The organism is Mesorhizobium silamurunense, from assembly GCF_014843905.1.
Classification (GTDB): domain Bacteria; phylum Pseudomonadota; class Alphaproteobacteria; order Rhizobiales; family Rhizobiaceae; genus Mesorhizobium; species Mesorhizobium silamurunense.
In genome coordinates, this window is sequence record NZ_LPVS01000226.1 from 1 (window position 1) to 3,873 (window position 3,873).

At 64.4% G+C, this 3,873-nt stretch carries 4 protein-coding genes and 2 tRNA genes; 2 read left to right on the forward strand and 4 right to left on the reverse strand.

Translation table 11 applies throughout. The features are described 5' to 3' along the window. Positions 1–83: 83 nt before the first annotated feature. The 4 genes from AU465_RS33250 to AU465_RS38100 form a co-directional block, all read right to left on the reverse strand. The gene (locus AU465_RS33250; RefSeq protein WP_192257272.1) at positions 84–410 is read right to left on the reverse strand and encodes an ABM domain-containing protein; all 327 of its coding nucleotides are present in this window, start codon (positions 408–410) and stop codon (positions 84–86) included. A 68-nt stretch (positions 411–478) separates the two neighbouring features. Continuing rightward, a tRNA-Pro gene (locus AU465_RS33255) sits at positions 479–555 on the reverse strand. Between the two features lie 74 nt (positions 556–629). Continuing rightward, positions 630–1,826, reverse strand: coding sequence for a flavin-containing monooxygenase (locus tag AU465_RS33260; RefSeq protein ID WP_376774932.1), 1,197 nt, complete (start codon positions 1,824–1,826; stop codon positions 630–632). A 264-nt stretch (positions 1,827–2,090) separates the two neighbouring features. Then, the gene (locus AU465_RS38100) at positions 2,091–3,062 is read right to left on the reverse strand and encodes an NAD(P)H-dependent oxidoreductase (protein WP_192257274.1); all 972 of its coding nucleotides are present in this window, start codon (positions 3,060–3,062) and stop codon (positions 2,091–2,093) included. Between the two features lie 314 nt (positions 3,063–3,376). Here AU465_RS38100 and AU465_RS33270 point away from each other — a divergent pair, with 314 nt between their 5' ends. Both AU465_RS33270 and AU465_RS33275 read left to right on the forward strand, forming a co-directional pair. After that, positions 3,377–3,682 (forward strand): ETC complex I subunit, encoded by a 306-nt coding sequence (locus AU465_RS33270; RefSeq protein ID WP_126084876.1) that lies wholly within the window; start codon positions 3,377–3,379, stop codon positions 3,680–3,682. A gap of 56 nt (positions 3,683–3,738) precedes the next feature. Next, positions 3,739–3,815 (forward strand) — tRNA-Arg (locus AU465_RS33275). The last annotated feature ends 58 nt before the right edge of the window (positions 3,816–3,873 follow it).

Genomic DNA, 3,873 nt, shown 5'->3' on the forward strand with positions numbered 1-3,873 from the left:
ATACCCCCGAGTCATAACGCCGCGGCCGCCACCGGTTTTGCCCCGGTTACACAGTGAGCGAATCTGAAAGATCGCGACGCGCTTTAGCGGGTGCGGCCATGGCTGCTGAGCAGGCGCAGCACCTGCACGCTGCTGGGCAGTTCGATCAGGAATTCCGCGTCGCGGTCGAGATGGTGAACCTGGATCGGACCGTCGCCGGTGAAGCGCGCCATCGCCTCGATGTTTTCCCAGTAGGAGATCGTCACGAACTCTGAATGGGTCGGCGTATCCTCGCGGAAGGTCTGGACGCCGAGCGCTTTTTCGATGAGCGGCTTGATGCCGATCTCGTAATTATAGGCCTCGTAGGCGTCGGCCTTCTCGGGCAAGGTCCTGCCGCGCCAGATACGCGCTATGGTCGGGGTCTTTGTCATGACGACAAAACTTGCAAAGGCTGGGCAGGGTTCCCAGCCCGCAGGCTGCAGCATGTTCACAGGAAAACTGGTCGGAGTGGCGTGATTCGAACACGCGACCCCCTGATCCCAAATCAGGTGCGCTACCAGGCTGCGCTACACTCCGACGCTCGCGGCGTATAGGGTTCCGGGGCCGGGAAGGCAACCCAAAAACGGAAGCGCAGCGTCGAGAACACCGCTTTAGCGCTTTCCCCTGGCAATCCTGCCGGCGATCGCCGCGCCCTGGATGCGGGCATTGGCGAAGCAGCCGCGAATGCTCGGCCGCATGCCGGTGAACCACAGGCCCGGCAGCTTCGGGTCGCTGCCCGCGCCGTTGAACAGCGGCACGCCCTTGGCGTCGAGCACGCCGAGCCTGCCAACCATCGTCTCCAGCCCGGTGCGATAGCCGGTCGCGGCAATGACGATATCGGGCGCGATCGCCTGGCCGTTTTCGAGAACGACGCCGTCATGGCTGAATTCCTTGACTTGCGGCACGACGATGATGCGCCCGGCCTTGATCGCGTCGACCGCGCCGTCGTCGGCGGCGATCGCGGTATAGTCCGAGCCGAGGCGGCTGGCGCCGCCCGACGGGGCGGGGGGCAGGCCGAACTTCCTGAGATCGCCGAAGACCAGCCGCTGCGTCGCCGCCATCACCGCATCCGCCAGCCGGGACGGCAGGCTCGCCATGACAGGCGAGAAGCGGTGCACGGCGATCTTGCCGATGCGCTTGGGTAAGAGCGAAGGCCCGTTGCGCGCCGAGAGCCACATCTGCCCGGTCTCGACGCCGGAAAGGTGGTTGAGCGCGTCGAAGCCGGAATTGCCGGCGCCGACCACCAGCACTTTTTTGCCCGTATAGTCTCCCGCCCGGCCGAAATGCGCCGAATGGACGATCTTGCCCGAGAAACCCTTCATGCCTTTCCAGGCCGGGATGAAGGGCTGCCGATCGCGCCCGGTGGCGATCACCACGTGGCGGGCCGCCCGCGGTCCCGCGTTGGTATTCACCAGCCAGTGGTCGCCGCGGAACACGAGTTCCCTGACGACGATGCCGAAGGCGATCGGCAGCCGGTGCGTCTGGGCGAAGTCGTTGAAGAGGCGGATCACCGCGCTGCGGTGCGGAAAGGCAGGGGTTCCTTTCGGAAAGGAAACGCCGGGCAGCGTCGAGAGGTCACGATGTGTGTTGAGATGCAGGTTCTCATGGCGATGGTACCAGGGCTCGGCCAGGCGTCCCTCGCGTTCGAGGACCTCGGTGGCGACCCCGGCCTCGATCAAGGCGTAGGCCGCCGCCAATCCCGCCGCGCCGGCGCCGATCACGATCGCGCCTTCGAGGATCGCCGGCTCGCCGGTCCAATCCGACGAGATTTCCGCTTCCATGCCCATTCTTGTCTTTATCGTCGTCATGGCTTTCAGGTGCCACGGCCATGTATCCGACATATGCCGCTGACGAGGCAATGGGAATAGGCCGTGGTTGCAAAGGCCCCGGCATTGTGTCGCGGATAAGGGTGGCCGGAGCAATCCAGGAAAAGTGCGCAGCGGTTTTCCGTCCGGAATTGCGACAAAGACAAAGAGAGCAATTCCAGGAAAAGTGCGCAGCGGTTTTCCGTCCGGAATTGCGCGAGGACAAAGAATTAAGGCGGATCAGTGCCTTATCGACGCTGAGCCGCCTTAACCGTTTGCAGGATCGGCGTGGCGATGCACCAGCTTGAAGGCGCCGTCCTCGAGCCGGAACACTTCCGTCACCCGCAAGGTCATCTCGGCGGGCTGGCCGTTCTTGCCCATGCGCGCCTTCGCATGCTGCAGCCCGGTCCAGAACGCCAGGTCGCCGCTCGCGGAGGCTTGTAGCACCTCGAGATCGGTGCTGCCGCCCTGGTGGAAGCTGGCGGCGTCGCGCTCGTAGCGGCCGGCGACGGCGTTGGCCCCTTCGAGATGGTCGCCTCGCGGCGAAAAGAAGGTTGCCGGCTCGCTATGCGTCACGATCGCCTTCAGCGACGTGGCGTTGCCGTTGACATAGTCCTCGGCGATCTTCTCGCGCTGCTTCATGAAGGTGTCGAAGGACGAGCCGCCCGGCCGCACGGTTCGGATCCACGTCTCCAACGCGCCCATGAAATTCTCCAGGAAAGCGGCGGTGTCGCCGCTCTTCACCGCGCCATTGTCGTCGAGGAGTTCGGCGACATTGCCGATATAGGCCTCCGGCTGCTGCATCACCGGCATGTCGAGGAAGACGAAGGTCTGCCTAAGCGCCTGGTTGGAACCGAAGGCGCCGATCTTGCTCGGGCTGACGCTGACGACGCCGGCGGGCAGGCCCTTGAAGACGCTCTTGCCATAGGGACGCGAGCCGACATCGAGCGCGTTCTTCAGACCGCCGGGGATCGAACGGTTGTATTCGGGCGTCACGAACAGCACCCCGTCGCACTCTCTTATCGTGGCGCGGAACGCCGACCAGGCGGCGGGCGGCGTGTCGCCGTCGAGATCCTCGTTGTAGAGGGGCAACTCGCCGATCTCGATAAAGCGGCAACGCAGCGAGTCCGGCGCGCGGGCCGCCAGCGCCTTGGCGATCTTGCGGCTGTGGGATTGGGCGCGCAGGCTGCCGACAAGCACGGCTAGCTGCAGGACGGGATGTTCGGTTGTCATTGTCATGGCACACTGTCCGGGCTTATTGACGAGGATGGCGACGCTTGGTGGCCTCGCAGCCTTGCTGGCCGCGACCAATGGCTGAAGCGGCCGGGCTGGTCGCCTGACCTTCCGTTAATGTCCGGACCGGCGCGAGGTTCCCCCACCCGGTCATGACCATCGCTTGCCGGCCATGACGGCTTCGCAAGCCTTGGCCGCTTGCGGGCGCCGCCGTTGCACAGTATTGACGGGTTGGCGCGCGGCCTCAGGCTCGAATTCGGCTTTTCGGACGCGCGCCGCGAAATGAGGTGGCCCGGTCTTCGGGCGGCAAAGAGGTGGTCATGTCCGCGCGCATTTTCAGCCCAGCCAAAACCGCGATGCAGTCCGGCAAGGCCAAAACCGGCCACTGGGTGCTGGAGTTCGATCCCGCCCAACGCAAGAAGATCGACCCGCTGATGGGCTACACCACTTCGGGCGACATGCTGAGCCAGGTGCGGCTCACCTTCGACACGAAGGAAGAGGCGGTGGCCTATGCCGAGAAGCAGGGCATTGCCTTCCGCGTCGAGGAGCCGAAGGAGACGAAGCGCCGGCAGATTTCCTATTCCGACAATTTCCGCTATGACCGCAGGACGCCCTGGACGCACTAACCCTTTTGTCGAGCGTGCCTTGGCGTAGTGGCATCAGCCGGCCCCGGCCGGCCAGCGGTCCCGTAGCTCAGCTGGATAGAGCACCGGCCTTCTAAGCCGATGGTCGCAGGTTCGAATCCTGCCGGGATCGCCATTTTTACAGGGTCCATTCTGGACACATAGGTTACGGTTCATACCGGAGACATGGGTAA